20 protein-coding genes and 2 pseudogenes are annotated in these 19,719 nt (G+C 73.9%); 5 read left to right on the forward strand and 17 right to left on the reverse strand.

Features of this window, described 5'->3' with window-relative positions; genetic code table 11:
* The first annotated feature begins 66 nt into the window (after nucleotides 1-66).
* From B7C62_06925 to B7C62_06940, 4 genes are read left to right on the forward strand one after another with little or no spacing between them, the layout of a single operon-like run.
* Nucleotides 67-1,686, forward strand: coding sequence for a hypothetical protein (locus B7C62_06925; GenBank protein ARF77023.1), 1,620 nt, complete (start codon nucleotides 67-69; stop codon nucleotides 1,684-1,686).
* Complete coding sequence (locus B7C62_06930) at nucleotides 1,683-2,573, forward strand: ribokinase (GenBank protein ID ARF72031.1); 891 nt, start codon at nucleotides 1,683-1,685, stop codon at nucleotides 2,571-2,573. The genes B7C62_06925 and B7C62_06930 overlap by 4 nt, the downstream gene beginning before the upstream one ends.
* Nucleotides 2,570-3,769, forward strand: coding sequence for an acyl-CoA transferase (locus tag B7C62_06935; protein ID ARF72032.1), 1,200 nt, complete (start codon nucleotides 2,570-2,572; stop codon nucleotides 3,767-3,769). Before B7C62_06930 ends, B7C62_06935 begins: the two co-directional genes overlap by 4 nt.
* On the forward strand, nucleotides 3,766-4,620 hold the full coding sequence (locus tag B7C62_06940; protein ID ARF72033.1) for a CoA ester lyase: 855 nt from the start codon (nucleotides 3,766-3,768) through the stop codon (nucleotides 4,618-4,620). Before B7C62_06935 ends, B7C62_06940 begins: the two co-directional genes overlap by 4 nt.
* A 49-nt stretch (nucleotides 4,621-4,669) precedes the next feature.
* On the opposite strand, the gene B7C62_06945 is transcribed toward B7C62_06940, so the two are convergent.
* The 11 genes from B7C62_06945 to B7C62_06995 all read right to left on the reverse strand — a co-directional run bounded on the left by B7C62_06945 (nucleotide 4,670) and on the right by B7C62_06995 (nucleotide 14,280).
* Nucleotides 4,670-5,656 carry a prolipoprotein diacylglyceryl transferase gene (locus tag B7C62_06945; GenBank protein ID ARF72034.1) on the reverse strand — a complete coding sequence of 329 codons (987 nt, stop codon included), beginning with the start codon at nucleotides 5,654-5,656 and terminating at the stop codon, nucleotides 4,670-4,672.
* A gap of 108 nt (nucleotides 5,657-5,764) precedes the next feature.
* Nucleotides 5,765-6,592 (reverse strand): hypothetical protein, encoded by an 828-nt coding sequence (locus B7C62_06950; protein ARF72035.1) that lies wholly within the window; start codon nucleotides 6,590-6,592, stop codon nucleotides 5,765-5,767.
* Between the two features lie 118 nt (nucleotides 6,593-6,710).
* Nucleotides 6,711-7,523 (reverse strand): tryptophan synthase subunit alpha, encoded by an 813-nt coding sequence (locus B7C62_06955; protein ARF72036.1) that lies wholly within the window; start codon nucleotides 7,521-7,523, stop codon nucleotides 6,711-6,713.
* Entirely contained in the window at nucleotides 7,520-8,806 is a 1,287-nt protein-coding gene (locus B7C62_06960) for a tryptophan synthase subunit beta (protein ARF72037.1), read from the reverse strand. The genes B7C62_06955 and B7C62_06960 overlap by 4 nt, the downstream gene beginning before the upstream one ends.
* A 147-nt stretch (nucleotides 8,807-8,953) precedes the next feature.
* Complete coding sequence (locus tag B7C62_06965) at nucleotides 8,954-9,169, reverse strand: tryptophan synthase subunit(beta) (GenBank protein ID ARF72038.1); 216 nt, start codon at nucleotides 9,167-9,169, stop codon at nucleotides 8,954-8,956.
* A gap of 18 nt (nucleotides 9,170-9,187) precedes the next feature.
* A complete protein-coding gene (locus tag B7C62_06970) occupies nucleotides 9,188-9,997 on the reverse strand; it encodes an indole-3-glycerol phosphate synthase (GenBank protein ARF72039.1) in 810 nt (269 codons plus the stop codon).
* Between the two features lie 115 nt (nucleotides 9,998-10,112).
* Complete coding sequence (locus B7C62_06975; GenBank protein ARF72040.1) at nucleotides 10,113-10,670, reverse strand: hypothetical protein; 558 nt, start codon at nucleotides 10,668-10,670, stop codon at nucleotides 10,113-10,115.
* A gap of 520 nt (nucleotides 10,671-11,190) precedes the next feature.
* Nucleotides 11,191-11,442 (reverse strand): hypothetical protein, encoded by a 252-nt coding sequence (locus B7C62_06980; protein ARF72041.1) that lies wholly within the window; start codon nucleotides 11,440-11,442, stop codon nucleotides 11,191-11,193.
* 118 nt (nucleotides 11,443-11,560) lie between these two features.
* A complete protein-coding gene (locus B7C62_06985; GenBank protein ID ARF77024.1) occupies nucleotides 11,561-12,193 on the reverse strand; it encodes a hypothetical protein in 633 nt (210 codons plus the stop codon).
* A 203-nt stretch (nucleotides 12,194-12,396) separates the two neighbouring features.
* Nucleotides 12,397-13,890 carry an anthranilate synthase component I gene (locus B7C62_06990; GenBank protein ID ARF72042.1) on the reverse strand — a complete coding sequence of 498 codons (1,494 nt, stop codon included), beginning with the start codon at nucleotides 13,888-13,890 and terminating at the stop codon, nucleotides 12,397-12,399.
* A gap of 9 nt (nucleotides 13,891-13,899) precedes the next feature.
* The gene (locus tag B7C62_06995) at nucleotides 13,900-14,280 is read right to left on the reverse strand and encodes a phosphoribosyl-AMP cyclohydrolase (protein ID ARF72043.1); all 381 of its coding nucleotides are present in this window, start codon (nucleotides 14,278-14,280) and stop codon (nucleotides 13,900-13,902) included.
* 84 nt (nucleotides 14,281-14,364) lie between these two features.
* Between B7C62_06995 and B7C62_07000 the strand changes: the two genes are divergently transcribed.
* Nucleotides 14,365-14,997, forward strand: a complete 633-nt coding sequence (locus B7C62_07000) for a TIGR03085 family protein (GenBank protein ID ARF72044.1) — start codon at nucleotides 14,365-14,367, stop codon at nucleotides 14,995-14,997.
* 18 nt (nucleotides 14,998-15,015) lie between these two features.
* Here the strand turns inward: B7C62_07000 and B7C62_07005 are convergent.
* From B7C62_07005 to B7C62_07030, 6 genes and pseudogenes are all read right to left on the reverse strand, one after another.
* Nucleotides 15,016-15,555: pseudogene (locus B7C62_07005) on the reverse strand (PucR family transcriptional regulator).
* 378 nt (nucleotides 15,556-15,933) lie between these two features.
* Nucleotides 15,934-16,674 (reverse strand): annotated as a pseudogene (locus tag B7C62_07010) (PucR family transcriptional regulator).
* A gap of 367 nt (nucleotides 16,675-17,041) precedes the next feature.
* Complete coding sequence (locus tag B7C62_07015) at nucleotides 17,042-17,797, reverse strand: imidazole glycerol phosphate synthase subunit HisF (GenBank protein ARF72045.1); 756 nt, start codon at nucleotides 17,795-17,797, stop codon at nucleotides 17,042-17,044.
* Nucleotides 17,794-18,201, reverse strand: coding sequence for a hypothetical protein (locus B7C62_07020; GenBank protein ID ARF72046.1), 408 nt, complete (start codon nucleotides 18,199-18,201; stop codon nucleotides 17,794-17,796). Before B7C62_07020 ends, B7C62_07015 begins: the two co-directional genes overlap by 4 nt.
* Nucleotides 18,198-18,923 (reverse strand): bifunctional 1-(5-phosphoribosyl)-5-((5-phosphoribosylamino)methylideneamino)imidazole-4-carboxamide isomerase/phosphoribosylanthranilate isomerase PriA, encoded by a 726-nt coding sequence (locus tag B7C62_07025; GenBank protein ARF72047.1) that lies wholly within the window; start codon nucleotides 18,921-18,923, stop codon nucleotides 18,198-18,200. The genes B7C62_07020 and B7C62_07025 overlap by 4 nt, the downstream gene beginning before the upstream one ends.
* On the reverse strand, nucleotides 18,923-19,564 hold the full coding sequence (locus tag B7C62_07030) for an imidazole glycerol phosphate synthase subunit HisH (protein ARF72048.1): 642 nt from the start codon (nucleotides 19,562-19,564) through the stop codon (nucleotides 18,923-18,925). The genes B7C62_07025 and B7C62_07030 overlap by 1 nt, the downstream gene beginning before the upstream one ends.
* Nucleotides 19,565-19,719: the final 155 nt, after the last annotated feature.

Genomic DNA, 19,719 nt, shown 5'->3' on the forward strand with positions numbered 1-19,719 from the left:
GGCGCCCACTCGCTACAGGGCCCGGGCGCCCGCCCGCCCCGGGACCGGCCTGTCCGCCTCACCTGGGTGCAGCCCGAGGACCTGGTCGGGCACGAGCTGCGGCAGGCCGCGCTGGACGGGCGGGACGCCGGGGAGATCGAGAGGCGGTGGTACGCGGCCGGGGGCGCCCCCGCCCCGGACCGCGCGGGCGCCTCCGAGCCACCCGCACCGGCGCGGCTGCGCGCCCTGGCCGGGCAGCTCCTCGACGAACTCGCCCAGCTGGATTCACCGTTGGCCACCGACGAGCCGACCCGGCTGGACCAGATCATCGCCGCCTGCCCGCAGTGGCCGGGCCCGGCGGAGACTGGTCCGGCGGAGACCGGACAGGCCGCCACGAGCCGGGACGGGACAGCCACCGCAGACCGGAACGGGCCAACCGTCACGGACCCGGGCAGCCCGACCGTCACGGGCCAGGACAGAACGGCCGCCGCAGACCGGGACGGGACGACCGCCGTCGCCCCGGCTCGGACACCCGCCGACCCGCACCGGACAGACACCACCCACCAGGGCGGAACGCCCGGTCCCGGCCCGTCCCGGCTGCCCGCCGCCGTCCGGGCTCGGCCACCCCTCGCCCGGGACCCGGCGCCCACCACCCCCGCCCGTCTCCACGCCGCCTGGCTGGGCCGGGCGGTGGGCTGTCTGCTCGGGAAGCCGGTGGAGAAGCTGCCCCTGGCCGGTATCCGCGCCCTCGCCCGCGCCACCGGCAACTGGCCCCTGGCCACCTGGTTCACCGCCCGTGGTGTGCCCGCCGAGCTGCTCGCCGCCTACCCGTGGAACCGTCGTTCGGCCCCGACCTCCCTCGCCGAGAACATCGACGGCATGCCGGAGGACGACGACCTCAACTACCCGCTCCTCACCCTGCTGTTGCTCCAGCGGCACGGGCGTGCCTTCACCACCGCCGACCTGGCCCGCCTCTGGCTGGACGAGCTCCCGGCCGGCCGGACCTTCACCGCCGAGCGGATCGCGTACGGGAATCTCCTCGCGGGCGTCGAGCCCCCGGAGACGGCCCGCCTCCGCAACCCGTTCCGTGAGTGGATCGGCGCCCAGATCCGGGCCGACGTGCACGGCTGGACCCACCCCGGCGACCCGGCCGGGGCCGCCGCCCAGGCCCACCGGGACGCGGTCCTCACCCACACCGGCAACGGCGTGTACGGGGCGATGTTCACCGCGGCCGCGCTCGCCGTCGCGGCGGGCGGGGAGAGCGATGTGCACGGCTGCCTGGCCGCCGGGCTGCGGGTCGTGCCGCCGCGGTCGCGGTACGCCCACGCAATCCGGTTCGGCATCGAAACCGCCCGTACGGAAGGGGAGTTCGACGCGGTCGTGGACCGGCTGCACGCCGCGTACGGCGCCACCCACCACTGGGTGCACGTACTCCCCAACGCCGCCCTGCTCGCCGCCGCCCTCACCCACGCCGACGGCGACTTCACCCGGTCCATCGGCAACGCGGTCTCCGGCGGCTGGGACACCGACTCCAACGGGGCCACCGCCGGATCGCTCGCCGGGCTCCTCGCGGGCACCCCGGCCGCCCTGCCCGACCACTGGACCGCCCCGCTCAAGAACCGCCTCGCCACCTCCGTACCCGGCTACGACCAGGCCGGGTTCGACACCCTCGCCGCACTGACCCACCAGGAGGCTCTGCGCCCATGACCCGTATCGCGGTGCTCGGCAGCACCAACATGGACCTCGTCGCCTACACCGCCCGCGCCCCGGAACGCGGGGAGACCGTCACCGGGCGGGAGTTCCGGACGGTCCCCGGCGGCAAGGGCGCCAACCAGGCCGTCGCCGCCGCCCGCGCGGGCGGGGAGGTGACGATGATCGGCGCGGTCGGCGACGACGCGTACGGCGCGCAGTTGCGCGACGGCCTCGAACACGCGGGAGTCGACACGGACTTGCTGCACACCGCCGAGGGCCCCAGCGGCACCGCGCACATCGTGGTGGACGACTCCGGGTCCAACGCGATCGTGGTGATCCCCGGCGCCAACGGCGTCGTCACCGCGCTCGGCCCCGGCGAGATCGCGGCGATCGCCGCCGCCGAGCTGCTGCTGATGCAGCTCGAACTCCCGCTCTCCGCCGTCGTGGAGGGCGCCCGGGCGGCCCGGTCCCAGGGCGTACGGACCATCCTGACCCCCTCCCCCGTACAGCCGCTGCCCGATGAACTCCTGGACCACATCGACCTGTTGGTCCCCAACGAGTACGAGGCCGCCGAACTCTCCGGGCAGGCCGAACCGCACGCCGCAGCCCAGATCCTGCTGCGGCAGGTGCCCGAGGTCATCATCACGCTCGGTGCGAAGGGGTGCCTGTACGCAGCCCGGGGCGGCGAGCCGGTGCTGTTCGCGGCGCCCGAGGTGAGCGCCGTCGACACGACCGGGGCCGGGGACACGTTCGTCGGGGCGCTGGCGGTGGCGCTCGGGGAGGGGCGGCCGGTGGCGAAGGCGCTGGCGTTCGCCTCCTCGGCCGCCGCGCTCTGCGTGCAGAAACCGGGCGCGTCCACGTCCATGCCATACCGGAGCGAGATCGAGGCCGATGCCGTATGAGTACGACAGCAGCGGGGCCCCTGACCGGGCTGAAGGTCATCGACCTCGCCACCCTCTTCGCCGGACCGCTCGCCGCCACCATGCTCGGGGACTTCGGCGCCGATGTGATCAAGGTCGAGCACCCCCGTAAACCGGACCCCTCGCGCGGCCACGGGCCCGCCAAGGACGGCGTCGGCCTCTGGTGGAAGCTGCTCGGCCGCAACAAGCGCACGCTCACGCTCGACCTCTCCGCCCCCGGCGGCCGGGACGTGCTGCTGCGACTGGCCGCCGAGACCGATGTGATCGTGGAGAACTTCCGGCCGGGGACGCTGGAGCGCTGGGGGCTCGGTCCCGAGGAGCTGCACGCGGTCAACCCGCGGCTGGTGCTGGCCCGGGTCACCGGCTTCGGCCAGTTCGGGCCGTACGCGCACCGGCCCGGGTTCGGCACGCTGGCGGAGGCGATGAGCGGGTTCGCGGCGATCACCGGGGAGCCGGACGGGCCGCCGACGCTGCCGCCGTTCGGGCTGGCGGACTCGATCGCGGCGCTGGCGACGGCGTACGCGGTGATGGCCGCGCTCGCCGGACGGGAGAGGACGGGCGAGGGGCAGGTGGTGGACCTGGCGATCATCGAGCCGATCCTGACCGTGCTGGGCCCGCAGCCGCTCTGGTACGACCAGCTCGGTTACGTCCAGCCGCGCACCGGCAACCGCTCCCGCAACAACGCCCCACGCAACACCTACCGCACCGCCGACGGCCACTGGGTCGCGGTCTCCACCTCCGCCCAGTCGGTGGCGGAGCGGGTGATGCGGCTGGTCGGCCGCCCGGAGCTGATCGAGGAGCCGTGGTTCGGCTCGGGCACCGGCCGGGCCGAGCACACCGAGGAGCTCGACGCGGCGGTCGGCCACTGGATCTCCCGGCACAGCCGCGAGGAGGTGCTCAACGGCTTCGAGAAGGCGGAGGCCGCCGTGGCGCCGATCCATGACGTACGGGAGGTGATGGAGGACCCGCAGTACCGGGCGCTGGGCACGATCGCCGAGGTCGACGACCCGGAGCTGGGACCGCTGCGGATGCAGAACGTCCTCTTCCGGCTCTCGGAGACCCCGGGCGCCATCCGCTGGGCGGGCCGCCCGCACGGCGCGGACACCGAGGAGATCCTGCACGGGCTCGGCCTCTCCGCCACCCGGATCGCGGCGCTGCGGGACCAGGGGGCGCTGTGAGCGACTGCCCGGCCCCCGCCGCTCCCCCGCTGCCGGAGGACATCCCGCCGGTCGGCCGCCCCCCGCTGACCTGGCTGTACGTCCCCGGGGACCGGCCGGAGACGGTGGCCAAGGCGCTCGGCTGCGGGGCGGACGTGGTCATCGTGGATCTGGAGGACGCGGTCGCCCCCGACCGCAAGGAGTACGCGCGCGCCGCCACCGCCGAGCTCCTCGCGGACCCGGTGACCGCCGTACCCCTTCATGTCCGGGTGCACGGCGAGGACGACATCCGGGCGCTGACGGGGCTGCCGGGTCTGTCCGGGTTCCGGCTGCCCAAGATCACGCACGCGGTCTCCGTGCACCATGTGGCGGCGGTGGCCCCCGGCGTACCGCTGTATCCGCTGCTGGAGTCGGCGCTCGCCCTGGAGCACGCGTACTCGATCGCCTCGGCCGGCCCCGCCGTCCGGGGCATCGCGCTGGGCGAGGCGGATCTCCGTGCCGATCTGGGCGTACGGGAGGACAGCGGGCTGGACTGGTCGCGCAGCCGACTCGTGGTGGCGGCCCGGGCGGCCGCGCTGCCGCCGCCCGCGCAGTCGGTCTTCCCGGACGTGCGGGACCTGGACGGGCTGTGGGCCTCGTGCGTACGGGGACGGGGGCTCGGGCTGCTGGGGCGGGCGGCGATCCATCCGCGTCAGCTGGAGGTGATCGAGCGGGCGTTCCGGCCGACGGCCCGGGAGATCGAGGAGGCCGAGGAGATCGTCGCGGCGTCGGCGGTGGAGGCGGGGGCGCTGGCGCTGCCGGACGGGCGGTTCGTGGACGCGGCGGTGGTGGCGTCGGCGCGCCGCACACTGGCGATCGCCGGGCGGTCCTGAGGTTTTCCCAGGTCCGCCCGGCGATCGGGGGTGGTTCGCGCGCGGGAGGTCAGCTCTTGTCGGCTGCCTCGGGGGCGTTCTTCTTCAGCGGGTCGCTGTCGGCGCTGTCGGTGTCCGGCGCGTCCTTCTTCAGCGGGTCGCCGTCCGTGCTGTCGGCCTCGGGAGCGTCCGTGCCGTCCGCGTCGTCGTCCTTCTTCTCGGCGGCTGCGGCGGCCCCGGCGGCCTTGTCCGGCTCGACGATCTCCTCGCGGCCCGGGCGGAGCCTGGCGGAGATCACGATGTACGCGACGGCGAGGGCGAAGACGATGATCGCGGTCCACACGTTCAGCCGCAGGCCGAGGATGTGGTGGGCCTCGTCGACCCGCATGTACTCGATCCAGGCGCGTCCGGCGCAGTAGGCCGCGACGTACAGCGCGAAGGCCCGTCCGTGGCCGAGCTTGAAGCGGCGGTCGGCCCAGATGACGAGGAGGGCGACGCCGATGCACCACAGCGACTCGTACAGGAAGGTCGGGTGGTACGTCCCGGCGACCCGGTTCGGGCCCTCGCTGATCTCCAGCGCCCAGGGGAGGTCGGTCGGCTTTCCGTACAGCTCCTGGTTGAACCAGTTGCCCCAGCGGCCGATGGCCTGGGCGACGGCGATACCGGGGGCCAGCGCGTCCGCCCAGGCGGGCAGCGGGATGCCCCGGCGGCGGCAGCCGATCCAGGCGCCGACCGCGCCGAGGGCGATGGCGCCCCAGATGCCGAGACCGCCCTCCCAGATCTTGAAGGCGTCGACCCAGTTCTGGCCTTCGCTGAAGTAGAGCTGGTAGTCGGTGATCACGTGGTAGAGCCGGCCGCCGACGAGGCCGAAGGGCACGGCCCAGACGGCGATGTCGGCGACGGTGCCCGCTTTGCCGCCACGGGCGACCCAGCGCTTGTTGCCGATCCAGACGGCGACGAAGACACCGATGATGATGCAGAACGCGTAGCCGCGCAGCGGGATCGGGCCGAGCTCGATCACGCCGGTCGACGGGCTGGGAATGGAGGCAAGGTTCATGACGGGGTCGACGCTACCCTGCCGGGCGGTGGGTACGGCAAGCCGCCCGGCAACTTCTGGGTAACGGGGCCACGCTCACGGGCCCCCGGGTCCCTTTCCCCGGACCCCTCAGGAAGCGGGCGCGGACGGGGTGGCGGTGCCGGGCTTCTTGCCCTTGTTGGCCTCCATGACCCACTTCTTCAGGTTCTCCACGGAGATCTGCTCGTCGCCCTTCTTCGGGAAGATCGACTCGCCGTTGAGGAGCGCGGTCGGGGTGCCCTGGAAGCCGCCCTCGCGGAACGCGGTGTCGGACTTCTGGACCCAGCTGTCGTGGGTGCCCTCCTCCACACAGCTGCGGAACTCCGGCGTGTCGAGCCCCTTCACCTCACCGGCCAGCTCGATCAGCCGGCTGTTCTTGGCGAAGGCGTCGTCGGGCTCGGGCGGCTGGTTGCGGAAGAGGACGTCGTGGTACGGGGCGAACTTGCCGACGTCCTGGGCGCAGGCGGCGGCGTTGGCGGCGCGCAGCGAGCCCTTGCCGCCGAGGTTGCCGTCGATGATCGTCGCCAGGTGGTAGTCCACCTTGAGCTGCCCCGCCTCGACCAGCTCCGTGATGGTCTCCCGGAAGGCGTTCTCGAACTGGGCGCAGACCGGGCAGCGGAAGTCCTCCCAGATCGTGAGCGTGGACGGGGCGTCGGACGCGCCGACCGGCAGGGTCAGGGCGTCCTCGCCGGTCGCCCCCGACGGGGTGATGGCGGGGCCGGAGGCGCTGTCGCCGCCGCTGTCCTTGCCCACGTTGGCCGCGATCAGGCCGACCACTCCGGCCAGCGCCAGCACCCCGACCACGGCCGAGGCGACGATCAGCGTACGGCGGCGCTTCTCGCGCCCCTTGTCCTGCTCGCGCTGCTGGGCCAGGCGCTCACGCGCGCTTCTTTTTCCCTGAGGAATGTTGTCGCTCACACCCGCAGCAACGAACCGGGGAGGCACGTACGCGCCTCCCCGGTCCACAATCCACCCATTCGGGTGATTCGGGCGTCAGCCCTTTCGAACACCCTGCGCACCGGTCTCCGAGCGCCAGTCAGCGCTTTCGGACGCCCTGCGCCAGTTCGCCCGCGAGCGAGCGGACGGCGTCGAGACCGGCGGCCTCGTCGGGGGCGTCCAGGATCGCCTTGACGAAGGCCGAGCCGACGATCACGCCGTCGGCGAAGCCCGCGACCTCGGTGGCCTGGGCGGCGTTGGAGACGCCGAGGCCGACGCAGACCGGCAGGTCGGTGGTGGCGCGGGTGCGCCCCACCAGTTCCTTGGCCTGGGCGCCGACGGAGGCGCGGGTTCCGGTGACGCCCATCAGGGAGGCCGCGTACACGAAGCCGGAACCGGCCTCGGTGATGGTGGCCAGACGGGCGTCCTTGCTGCTGGGAGCGACGACGAACACGGTGGCGAGGCCGTGCTTGTCGGCGTGCTCGCGCCACAGCGCGGACTCCTGGACCGGCAGGTCGGGCAGGATGCACCCGGCGCCGCCCGCCTCGGCCAGCTCGGCGGTGAAGCGCTCGACGCCGTACCGGTCGATGGGGTTCCAGTACGTCATGACCAGGATCGGCACCCCGGTGGCCTCGTACGCCTCGCGGACCGTACGCATCACGTCCGCGATCCGGACCCCGCCGCGCAGGGCGATGTCGTCGGCGGTCTGGATGACCGGACCGTCGAGGACCGGGTCGCTGTGCGGCAGCCCGACCTCGACGACGTCCGCGCCGCCCGCGACGACGGCCTTGACCGCCTCGATGCCGCCGTCCACGGTCGGGAAACCGGCCGGGAGGTAGGCGATGAGCGCGGCCCGGTCCTCGGCCTTCGCGGCGGCGAGGGTGGCGCTCAACAGCTCGATGTTGCCGCTCACTTGGCGTCTCCCTCGATCTCGGCGCGGTCGCTGTCGGCGTCCGCCTCGACGGCGGCGTCGGTGTCGTACAGGCCGAAGTAGCGGGCGGCCGTGTCCATGTCCTTGTCGCCCCGGCCGGACAGGTTGACGAGGATCAGCCCGTCCCTGCCCAGCTCCTTGCCCAGGTCCAGCGCACCGGCCAGCGCGTGCGCGCTCTCGATCGCCGGGATGATGCCCTCGGTACGGGAGAGGAGGCGCAGGGCCTGCATGGCGGCGTCGTCGGTGACGGCCCGGTACTCGCCGCGCCCGATGTCCTTGAGGTAGGAGTGCTCGGGGCCGATGCCCGGGTAGTCCAGGCCCGCCGAGATGGAGTACGGCTCGGTGATCTGGCCCTCGTCGTCCTGGAGGACGTAACTGCGCGAGCCGTGCAGGATGCCCGGCTCCCCCGCCGTCAGGGTCGCCGCGTGCTCGCCGGTCTCCACACCGTGCCCGGCGGGCTCGCAGCCCACCAGGCGGACATCGGTGTCGGGGATGAAGGCGTGGAAGAGGCCGATGGCGTTGGAGCCGCCGCCGACACAGGCGACCGCCGCGTCGGGGAGGCGGCCGGCGCGCTCCAGGAGCTGGCGGCGGGCCTCGACGCCGATGACCCGGTGGAAGTCGCGGACCATCGCCGGGAAGGGGTGCGGACCCGCGACCGTACCGAAGAGGTAGTGCGTACGGTCCACATTGGCGACCCAGTCGCGGAACGCCTCGTTGATGGCGTCCTTCAGGGTGCGCGAGCCGGACTTCACGGCGACGACCTCGGCGCCGAGCATGCGCATCCGGGCCACGTTGAGCGCCTGGCGCTCGGTGTCGATCTCGCCCATGTAGATGGTGCAGTCGAGACCGAAGAGGGCGCAGGCCGTGGCGGTGGCGACACCGTGCTGACCGGCGCCGGTCTCTGCGATGACCCGGGTCTTGCCCATGCGCTTGGTGAGCAGCGCCTGGCCCAGCACGTTGTTGATCTTGTGCGAGCCGGTGTGGTTCAGGTCCTCCCGCTTGAGGAAGATCCTCGCCCCGCCCGCGTGTTCGGCGAAGCGCGGGACCTCGGTCAGCGCGCTGGGGCGGCCGGTGTAGTTGACCATCAGCTCGTTGAGCTCGGCGGCGAACGCCGGGTCGGACTTGGCCTTGTCGTACTCGACGGCGACCTCGTCCACGGCGGCGACGAGCGCCTCCGGGATGAACTTGCCGCCGTAGGCGCCGAAGTAGCCCTCGGCGCTGGGGATCAGACCTTCGGGGTCCGGAATGAAGAACTCGGACGTCATGCGACATGCTCCTCGACGTGCATGGCAACGGGTGGGTTCACCGTATGCGCGGAGCGGCGAGCGCCACCGGGACCGGCATGCGGTCGCGGCGGTGCGGTCGTACGTACGAGGGGATGGGGGTGGTGCGGTACGTCGGCCGGGGCTCGCCTACAGCGCGGACCCCGGGCGCCATCGCATCCCGTTCACCTGGCCGGGCTCGTCCCCGATGACGTACCGCACACGCCGTCCGTGCACGCGCCGGGCGGGGGCGCGGCAGCCGCGCGGCCTGCACCCGCGCGCCAGCGGGGCGTGCGGGTCCCGCGCCGGGGCCCCGGCGGGGCGCAGGCCCGGCCGGGTGCGGAGCGCGGGGCGACGGTCGGTCATGGGTCGTGGGGCTCCCGGTCAGCCGCGGCCGTGGCGGAGCGCCGGGTGGGCGCCCGCGGCGACCAGGTCGGCGACGGCGGCGCGCGGGTCGCGGCCGGTGACCAGGGACTCGCCGACCAGGACGGCGTCGGCGCCCGCGTTGGCGTACGCGATCAGGTCGTGCGGGCCCCGGACGCCGGACTCGGCGACCTTGACGATGTGGTCGGGGATCTCGGGGGCGACGCGCTCGAAGGTGGAGCGGTCGACCTTGAGGTCCTTCAGGTTGCGCGCGTTGACGCCGATGATCTTCGCTCCGGCGTCCACAGCGCGCTCCGCCTCCTCCTCGTCGTGCGCCTCGACGAGCGGGGTGAGCCCGATGGACTCGGCGCGCTCGATGAGGGAGACCAGGGCCTCCTGGTCGAGGGCGGCGACGATCAGCAGGGCGAGGTCGGCGCCGTACGCCCGGGCCTCCCACAGCTGGTACGAGGTGACGATGAAGTCCTTGCGCAGGATCGGGGTGTCGACCTTGGCGCGGACGGCCTCCAGGTCGGCGAGCGAACCGCCGAAGCGGCGCTCCTCGGTGAGGACCGAGATGACGGACGCGCCGCCCGCCTCGTAGTCCGCGGCGAGCGCGGCGGGGTCCGCGATGGCGGCCAGGGCCCCCTTGGACGGGGACGAGCGCTTGACCTCGCAGATGACGGTGACGCCCTCGCCGCGCAGGGCGGCGACTCCGTCCTTGGCCTGGGGGGCGCGGGCCGCGCGCTCCTTCAGCTCGTCGAGGCTGACGCGCGCCTGCCGCTCCGCGAGGTCGGCGCGAACGCCGTCGATGATCTCGTCGAGCACACTCACGCGAGCGGCCCCCTTCCGGAACGGTTGACGGTGAACAGGATCAGCCGTACCGATGGTATCCGCAGGAGGCCCCGGGGCCCGCATCAGGCCACGCCGCGTCCCACTACCTGGGCATTCAGGGCGCCAGCGCCGCCCCGAACGGCAGATTCCGGACCACGGTGAAGACCAGGAGGACGGCTCCCAGGGCCCACCACCAGACGGGTGCCAGAGCGATCCGCAGGGGCTGCCCGCGCCAGGAGCGGACCAGCCAGAGGACCCAGACCGCGGCGAAGAGGACGTAGCCGACGACGGCGACCGCGTTGGCGGAGAGCGCGGCGCCGAGGTCGCCGTGAACGAACGCGTGGGCACTGCGGAGCCCGCCGCAGCCGGGGCAGAACGCGCCGGTGACCCTGAGCAGCGGGCAGACGGGGTAGTGCCCGGGCTCGTTGGGGTCGACGGCCCCGACGTACGCGAAGGCACCGGCTACGGCGGCGAGGGTGCCGAGGGGGGCGGCCAGCCGTCGCATGCGTCCGGGGCCGCCCCGGTCCGCCCGGGGCCCTTCCGGGCCCGTCCGGCTTCCTTCCGGAGCTGTGGCGCTTCCGCTCCGGGCCGTCCGGCTTCCTCCCGGACCTGTGGCACTTCCGCTCCGGCCCGTCCGGTCTTCGGGGCCGGAACCGGGGTGGTTGGTGCCCAACCAGCCTGTCCCGCCTTCGGGGGCGGAACCGGGGTGGGCGGTGCCCAACCAGCCCGTCCGGCGTTTGAGGACGGAACCGTGGCTGTGGGGGGCGGACACCTGCGAGGGGCTCTCGCCCGAGGGGCCTGTGAGCTGCGGGCTCTCCCCGGCGAGGGTTCCGTCCTCAAACGCCGGACGGGCTTGGTGGGGGCCCTGGCCGGCTTGGTGGGGCCCCGGGCCGACTGGATGGGGACCCGGGCCGACCTGGCGGGGGCCCGGATCGGCTGGGGTGGGTGCGGCCATGTCCGGCGTCGGGCAGACCGTCAGCGGCATGTTCCAGGGGCCGACGCCCTGGGGCTCGGCCTGCGGGTCCGGGTCCGGGGGCCGGGCGGCGGAGGGGGGAGGAGAGGCGTCCACCCGGTGATTGTCGCCGTTCATACGGAAAGGCGCAGCCCACCGGGGGCTGCGCCTTGCTGCGTGTCGGCCGCGCGGCCGGGCCGGGGCGCCCTCCGCACGGCGTGCGGCCGGGGCCGGCTCCGGGTCAGCGCGAGACCTGGGCCTCTCCGGCGCGCGCCCGGGCCGCCGCCATCTCGGCGGACTCCTTCGGCATGCCGAGACCGGCGAGCTTCATGGCGTACCCGACGATGCCGCCGGCGAAGATCACGACGATACCGGCCCAGAAACCGAGGTGGTTGTTGGCCACCATGAAGACGCCTGCGACGCAGAAACCGATGAAGGCGATGATGACACCGGTCCAGGCGGCCGGGGTGTGTCCGTGGCTGCTGCCCGCCATGAGTTGCTCCCTGTTGGTGTTGCGCGTGGGTACCGCTGTAGCTGTCGCTCGACGGCTCGCTTCCATTGTCCCGTACGGGACGGCGGGACGTGAGCGGGGGGTCACCCCTCGGGAGTGTCTAGGGCCTCTCGCCCGTCGGGTCCTCGCCCCGGTCCAGGGCCTTCCACAGCTCCTCGGGCCGGTCCGGGTCGGGGGCGGTGCGGGGCGCCTTGCGGGGGCGCGGGGTGCCGTCGCGCTCGTAGCGGCCCGACATCGTGGGCCAGCGGCTGCCGTAGCGCAGGGCCAGCAGCCCGGCGAGCAGGATCAGCAGGCCCCCGGCGGCGGTGACGTACGGCCAGGCGGTGTGGGTGAGGGCGTCGATGGTGGCCGCCGCGTCCCCGGTGGCGCGGGCGGCCTCCGCGTCGAGGGCCGTCCGGTCGGAGGCGCCCGCCCAGGCGCTGATCGCGGCCCCGAGGCCGCTGAGCGCGAGCAGGACGGCGACGGTGCGGCGGCCCGCGCCCCGGACGGCGAAGACCGCGACGAGGGCGGCCAGGCCGACGATCGCCAGGGCGGCCGGGACGCCGGTGACGTCCTGGCCGTCGGCGGTCAGCGGCAGGGCGCCCCCGCCGGTGGCCGCCCGGCCCTCGGCCCAGGTCCGGCCGGAGGCCAGGAGGACGACGGTCGAACCGGCCGCCCCCAGGAGCAGCCCGGCCGCGAGGGACCGGCGGCTGCCCGTGGAGTCGGGCGCGGAACCGGGGGCCGGGTCGGCCACGGAACCGGGGCCCGACGCGGACTCGGGACCGGAGTCCGAGGCGGACTCGGGACCGGAGTCCGAGGCGGACTCGGGACCCGGGGCCGGGTCCGCTGCGGAACCGGAGTCGGACGCGGAACCGGGGGTGGCGGCGGGCTCGGTGGTTCGGGCACGGGGCGGGGGTACGGGGACAGCACTCACGCGTTCCACTATCCCCTACCGCCTCAGCGGTCGTGGAGCCGGTTGGCGGTATGGACGGCGCGCAGGACGGCGGCGGCCTTGTTGCGGCACTCGGTGTCCTCCGCGACCGGGTCCGAGTCGGCGACGACACCGGCACCCGCCTGCACGTACGCCGTACCGTCACGCAGCAGCGCGGTGCGGATGGCGATCGCGGTGTCGGAGTCCCCGGCGAAGTCGAGATAGCCGACGCAGCCTCCGTACAGCCCCCGGCGGCTCGGTTCCAGCTCCTCGATGATCTGCATCGCGCGGGGCTTGGGGGCGCCGGAGAGGGTGCCCGCGGGGAAGCAGGCGGTGAGGACGTCGAAGGCGGTGCGGTCCTCGGTGACGCGGCCGGTGACGGTGGAGACGATGTGCATGACGTGGGAGTACCGCTCGATCGACATGAAGTCGACGACCTCCACGCTGCCCGGTTCGCAGACCCGCCCCAGGTCGTTGCGGCCGAGGTCGACGAGCATCAGGTGCTCGGCGCGCTCCTTGGGGTCGGCGAGCAGTTCCTCGGCGAGCGCCTGGTCCTCCTGCGGGGTGGCGCCCCGGTGCCGGGTCCCGGCGATCGGGTGGACCATCGCGCGGCCGTCCTCGACCTTGACGAGGGCCTCGGGGCTGGAGCCGACGACGTCGAACCCGTCGAAGCGGAAGAGATACATGTACGGCGACGGGTTGGTGGCCCGCAGCACCCGGTAGACGTCCAGGGCGCTCGCCGTGCACGGGGTCTCGAAGCGCTGGGAGGGCACGACCTGGAACGCCTCGCCCGCCCGGATGCGCTCCTTGATGTCCTCCACGGCCTCCTGGTACGCCTCGCCGCCCCAGAGCGCGGTGTACGGCGGCAGCTCGGACGGGGGCAGGACGGCCGGGGCGTTCTCCACCGGGCGGCGCAGGTCCTGTTCCATCGCGTCGAGGCGGGCGACGGCGTCCGCGTACGCCTCGTCGACGCCGGTGGAGAGGTCGTTGTGGTTGATCGCGTTGGCGATCAGCAGGACCGTGCCGTTCTGGTGGTCGAGGACGGCGAGGTCCGAGGTGAGGAGCATGGTCAGCTCGGGGAGCTTCAGGTCGTCGCCGCCGTGCTCGCCGATCTTCTCCAGGCGGCGGACGACGTCGTAGCCGAGGTAGCCGACCATGCCGCCGGTGAACGGGGGGAGGCCCGCGTCGCCCACCAGGTCGCGGGGGGTGTGCAGGGTCTCGACGGTGGCGCGCAGGGCCTCCAGCGGGTCGCCGTCGACCGGGACGCCGACGGGCGGGGTGCCGAGCCAGTGGGCCGCGCCGTCGCGGGCGGTGAGGGTGGCGTCGCTGCGGACGCCGATGAAGGAGTAGCGCGACCAGGTGCGGCCGTTCTCCGCGGACTCCAGCAGGAAGGTGCCGGGGCGCTCGGCGGCGAGCTTGCGGTACAGCCCGACCGGGGTGTCGCCGTCCGCGAGGAGGCGGCGGCTGACGGGGACGACACGGCGGTCGACGGCCAGCTTGCGGAAGGTGTCGAGATCCATGGCCGGACCTTAGCTGTCGAGGAGGGTGAGGACGTCGGCGTCGAAACAGGTGCGGTCGCCCGTGTGGCAGGCGACGCCCGTCTGGTCGACCTTGACGAGCACGGTGTCGGCGTCGCAGTCCAGGGCGACGGACTTCACCCGCTGGATGTGGCCGGAGGTGTCGCCCTTGACCCAGTACTCCTGGCGGCTGCGCGACCAGTAGGTGCAGCGGCCCGTGGTGAGGGTGCGGTGCAGCGCCTCGTCGTCCATCCAGCCGAGCATCAGCACCTCGCCCGTGTCGTACTGCTGGGCGATGGCCGGGACCAGTCCGTCGGCGCCGCGCCTGAGGCGGGCGGCGATGGCGGGGTCGAGGCTGCTGGCGGGCGGCGTGGGGCCGGGCGTGCTGGTCATGGCCCCATTGTGCCGTGGCGGCGCGGGCTTCCCGGGCGGACGTCCACTGGGCGGACCGGGGGTGACCGCCGTACGCTGGCGGGCATGTCGACCCATGCGAAGCGTGAACGTCTTCTGCTCGCCGACCTGTTGGAGGCGGCGGGACCCGAGGCCCTGACCCTGTGCGACGGTTGGAAGACCCGCGACCTGGCCGCCCATGTGGTGGTCCGTGAGCGCCGCGCCGACGCGGCGGGCGGGCTGGTGATCGGCGCCCTGAAGGGCCGGCTGGAGCGGGTGCAGGCGGAGTTCACGGCGAAGCCGTACGAGGAACTGATCCAGCTCATCCGTACGGGCCCGCCCCGGTTCTCGCCGATGTCCCTGAAGCAGATCGACGAGGCGGCGAACACGGTGGAGTTCTTCATCCACGCGGAGGACGTGCGCCGGGCCCAGCCGGACTGGTCGCGGCGCGAGCTGGACCCGGTCTTCGCCGACGCGCTCTGGGCACGGACCGAGAAGACCGCCCGGCTGCTGGGGCGCAAGTCCCCGGTGGGCCTGGTGCTGCGCCGCCCGGACGGCCGTACGGCGGTGGCGCACAAGGGCGCCCCGGTGGTGACGGTGACCGGGGAGCCCTCGGAGCTGCTGCTGTTCGCGTTCGGGCGGCAGGACGCGGCGGACGTGCAGGTGGAGGGCGAGAAGGACGCGGTGGACCGGCTGCACCGGGCCGCGCTGGGGATGTAGCGGGCCTGGGGAGGGGCGCTACGTCCCCAGCAGCCGCCGGGCCGCCAGGGCGAGGGAGACCTCCACGGCGTCCCGGGGGCGGGTCAGACAGCGGCCCGTGAGCTGTTCGAAGCGGCGGAGCCGGTTGAGGACGGTGTTCCGGTGGCAGTAGAGCCGCGCGCCCGCCCGCTGTGCCGAGCCGTCCGCGTCCAGCCAGGCCGTCAGCGTCTCCACGATGACGTCCCGGTCGGAGGGGTCGAGCCGGTCCAGCGGGCCGAGCACCCGGTCGGCGAGGGCGGAGCCGAGGGCCGGGGAGGAGACGACGAGGGCGTCCGGGAGGTGCTCGTCGAGCAGGACGGTGCCCCCGGTGGCCGGGCAGGCCCGCAGCGCGGTCTCCGCCAGCCGCCGGGCGTCCCCGAGCGCGGCCAGCCCGTCGACGGCGGAGCCGATGCCCGCCCGGGTGCCGGTGGCGGCGGAGGCATCGAGCGCGGCGGCGATGGCGTGCAGCTCGCCGAGGTCGCCCGCCTCGCCGGTGAGCGGGAGGATCGCGAACTCGGCGTCGGGGCCGGAGTGCCAGAGGGGGGCGGCGGGGCGGTACGGGGGCGCGTGCGGGGCGGTGTGCGGCGCGATGTGCGGTCCGGTGTGCGACCTCGCGTGGGGTCCGGCGTACGGCTCCGTGTCCGAGGGGCGGTCCGGGGGCGCGTGCGGTCCGGCGTGCGGTCCGGCGTACGGCTCCGTGTCCGAGGGGCGGTCCGGGGGCGCGTGCGGTCCGGCGTACGGCTCCGCTTCCGAGGGGCGGTCGGGGCCGGGCCGCGTGCGCGGGAGCTGGGCCGTGTCGGGGCCCGTCCGCCCGTACGGGGTGGTCGTCGCGGTCGCCGGGGCCGTGGAAGCCATCGGAGCCGTGGGAGCCGTCAGGGCCGGGTCCGGCGAGGACACCGCCGACAGGGACGCGACCGGCAGGCTCAGGGGCGGCCGGGCGGCGGCCCCCGGCTGTCGCGGTCCGCGCGGGGCGGAGGCGACCGCGAGTACGGCGTACCGCCCCTGTTCCGGCAGGCCCAGCATGGCCGCCGCCTCGCCGAGGTCCGCGATCCGGGCGGTCCCGTCGAGCAGCGCCGCGATCATCAGCCGCTGCTGGTTCTCGCGCCGCCAGGACAGCCGCCGCTCGGCCTGCCGGTAGGCGTCCGCGACGATCCCGCAGTGCTCGTCGACGAAGTTCCACACATCGGCGGCGACATGGACGAGCAGCCGTACGTCGTCGGGGTCGCGGCGGGCCGTCTCGTCCACCAGGTCCTGCCAGACCATCGCCCCGCCCATCCGGAAGGCGTGCAGGACGGCGTCGAGCGGGACGCCCTGTCCGGCGCGGATCTCGCCGATCCAGCGGGAGGTGCGGTGGGCGGCGTCGCGGTACTCCCGGGGCTGGATCAGGGAGCCGACGTTGTGCCGCAGGGAGTGGTGGACCTCCTGCCAGACCTCGGCCCGGTCGGAGTCGATCGCCGCCCGGTAGCCGGGCTCCTGCTCGTACAGGGCCTCGACAAGCCGGTCGGTGAGGGCCGGGAGCGAGGCGACGAGGGTCCGGGCGGCCCGGTGCAGCACCTCCACGGACGCGCGGTCGGCCAGGGAACGGAAGCGCTGGGGCAAGGGCGCCGCGGTGTGGGTGCCGTGCGGCACCGCGATCCGCGGACGTACGACCTGGGGCATGGCGGCCTCCACCGGGAATCGGCCGGCTGTGCGTACGGCCGGCCCGGAGCGCCCGGCCCGGCGGGGCAGGGCACAGCCGAATGATCCTGACGCCCGCAGAATGGCATACCGCCCGGTCGGTACCTAGGGGTCTGCGCGGAACTTGTCATCACGGTCTCGCAACCACCCGTCCGTCACGGGCCCGGCGGGCTCCGCGAGCCGGACGGCCGGGACCAGCTACCCCCACCGCCCGTACACACCGGAACCAGCTCCCCCCGCCGCCCATACACACCGGAACCAACTCCCCCGCCACCCATTACATACGCGTCGGCGGCATCACCCGTCCCGGCGGACCGGACCGGTGATGCCGCCTCGGCTCCGTACGGACTCAGCGGACCGGGTGTCCCGCCTCCCGCAGCGCGTTCTTGACCTCGGAGATCCGCAGGTCGCCGAAGTGGAACACCGACGCAGCCAGCACCGCGTCCGCGCCCGCCTCGATCGCCGGGGCGAAGTCCGCGAGGCGGCCCGCGCCGCCGGAGGCGATGACGGGGACGGTGACGTGCTTGCGTACCGCCTCGATCATCTCCGTGTCGTACCCGTCCTTCGTGCCGTCCGCGTCCATCGAGTTGAGCAGGATCTCGCCCGCGCCCAGCTCGGCGGCCCGGTGGGCCCACTCGACGGCGTCGATGCCGGTGCCCTTGCGGCCGCCGTGGGTGGTGACCTCGAAGGTGCCCTCCGGGGTGCGGCGGGCGTCGACCGAGAGCACCAGGACCTGGCGGCCGAAGCGTTCGGCGATCTCGCGGATGAGGTCGGGGCGGGCGATGGCGGCGGTGTTGACGCCGACCTTGTCCGCCCCGGCGCGCAGCAGCTTGTCCACGTCGTCGGGGGTGCGGACGCCGCCGCCCACCGTGAGCGGGATGAAGACCTGCTCGGCGGTGCGGCGGACCACGTCGTACGTGGTCTCGCGGTCGCCGCTGGAGGCGGTGATGTCGAGGAAGGTCAGCTCGTCGGCGCCCTCGGCGTCGTACAGCTTGGCCATCTCGACGGGGTCGCCCGCATCGCGCAGGTTCTGGAAGTTGACGCCCTTGACGACCCGGCCGTTGTCGACGTCGAGGCAGGGGATGACCCGTACGGCGAGGCTCACTTCGCGCCTCCCCGGTACGCCTCGACCTCGACCTCGACGACCAGGCTCGGGTCGACGAACCCGGACACGATGATCATGGAGGCGGCGGGGCGGACGGCGTCGAACAGCTCCTTGTGGGCGCGGCCGATCTCGTCCACGTCCCGGGCGTGCGTGATGTACATCCGGGTGCGGACGACGTCCTCGCGGCCCAGGCCCACCTGTTCCAGCGCCGCGAACGCGACGTCGAAGGAGGTGATGGCCTGCTCGTACGGGGAGCCCGCGGCGATCTGGCCGTTGACCACGGAGGTGCATCCGGCGACCAGGACGAGGCCGCCCGGGAGTTCGACGGCGCGCGAGTAGCCGAACTTCTCCTCCCAGGGGGCGCCGGTGGAGATCCGGCGCACAGCGGAAGCGGCGTCCGTCATACGGCGACCGCCTTCAGCGCCTCTTCCAGCGTGAACGCCTTCGCGTACAGCGCCTTGCCGACGATCGCGCCCTCGACGCCTTCGGGGACGAGGAGGGAGATCGCGCGGAGGTCGTCCAGGGAGGAGACCCCGCCGGAGGCGACGACCGGGCGGTCGGTGACCGCGCAGACGTCCCGCAGGAGGCCCAGGTTCGGGCCCTGGAGCGTGCCGTCCTTGGCGATGTCGGTGACCACGTACCGCGCGCAGCCCTCGGCGTCGAGGCGGGCGAGGGTCTCGTAGAGGTCGCCGCCGTCGCGGGTCCAGCCCCGGCCGCGCAGGGTGGTGCCCCGGACGTCGAGGCCGACGGCGATCTTGTCGCCGTGCTCGGCGATGACCTTGGCGACCCACTCCGGGGTCTCCAGGGCGGCCGTGCCGAGGTTGACGCGGCGGCAGCCGGTGGCGAGGGCGGCGGCGAGCGAGGCGTCGTCGCGGATGCCGCCGGAGAGCTCGACCTTGATGTCCATGGCCCCGGCGACCTCGGCGATCAGCTCCCGGTTGTCCCCGGTGCCGAAGGCGGCGTCCAGGTCGACGAGGTGCAGCCACTCGGCACCGGCGCTCTGCCAGGCGAGGGCGGCCTCCAGCGGGGAGCCGTAGGAGGTCTCGGAGCCGGACTCGCCGTGGACGAGGCGGACGGCCTGGCCGTCACGGACGTCGACGGCGGGGAGCAGTTCAAGCTTCGGCATTACAGCGTCTCGATCCAGTTGGTCAGCAGCTGGGCGCCGGCATCGCCGGACTTCTCGGGGTGGAACTGGGTGGCCCACAGCGCGCCGTTCTCCACGGCGGCCACGAACCGTTCGCCGTGCGTGGCCCAAGTGACCTTGGGGGCACGGATCTTGGCGTTGGTCACTTCGAGGGACCAGTCGTGCGCCGCGTAGGAGTGCACGAAGTAGAAGCGGGCCTCGGGGTCCAGGCCCGCGAAGAGCCGGGAGCCCTCGGGGGCCTCGACGGTGTTCCAGCCCATGTGCGGGACGACGTCGGCCTTCAGGGGGCCGACCGTGCCGGGCCACTCGTCCAGGCCCTCGGTCTCCACACCGTGCTCGATCCCCTTCTCGAAGAGGATCTGCATCCCGACGCAGATGCCCATGACGGGGCGTCCGCCGGAGAGCCTGCGGCCGATGATCCAGTCGCCGCGGGCCCGCTTCAGCCCGTCCATGCAGGCGGAGAACGCGCCGACGCCGGGGACGAGGAGCCCGTCGGCGTTCATCGCGCGGTCGTAGTCGCGGGTGATCTCGACGTCCGCGCCGACGTGGGCGAGGGCCCGCTCGGCGGAGCGGACGTTGCCAAAGCCGTAGTCGAAGACGACGACCTTCTTGGTGTCAGTCATGGTCCGCCCCTCAGTCCCACAGGCCCTGAATCCGCAGGATGCCCGCCACCAGGCACATCACGGAGCCGATCGACAGCAGGACGATGACGCCCTTGGGCATCCCCTGCTTCACGAAGGAGTAGACGCCGCCGGCCAGGAAGAGGCCGACGACGATC

Source organism: Kitasatospora albolonga (genome assembly GCA_002082585.1).
Taxonomy (GTDB): Bacteria; Actinomycetota; Actinomycetes; order Streptomycetales; family Streptomycetaceae; genus Streptomyces; species Streptomyces stephensoniae.